Origin of the sequence: Pseudomonas viridiflava (assembly GCF_900602065.1) — a bacterium.
GTDB lineage: Bacteria > Pseudomonadota > Gammaproteobacteria > Pseudomonadales > Pseudomonadaceae > Aquipseudomonas.
In genome coordinates, this window is sequence record NZ_UWFN01000321.1 from 1 (window position 1) to 299 (window position 299).

At 61.9% G+C, this 299-nt stretch carries 1 pseudogene; it reads right to left on the reverse strand.

Going from position 1 to position 299, the window contains the following annotated elements:
- Nucleotides 1-299, reverse strand: a pseudogene (locus EE949_RS24370) (MFS transporter); the annotation flags it as partial.

Below are 299 nucleotides of genomic sequence, written 5' to 3' on the forward strand. Positions count from 1 at the left end.
GCGCTCACCGACAGCAGGGAGGCGTAGAAAAATATCCAGTCATAACCCTGACCCAGCGCGATGGCCCCCATCACCGGGCCGGCAATCGCCAGCGCCAGATGAAAGAACACCGCGTAGGCACTCAAACCTGCGCCTCGACTGGGCGTCGGCACACTCTTGATCGCTTCGACGCCCAGCGCCGGGTAGACCAGAGACAGACCGATACCGGTCAATCCCGCGCCAGCCAACGCGAAGCCGCTGCTCGGAGCAAGCCACAGTAATACCAGTCCACAAGTTTCCACCGCCATGCAGAGTATGGC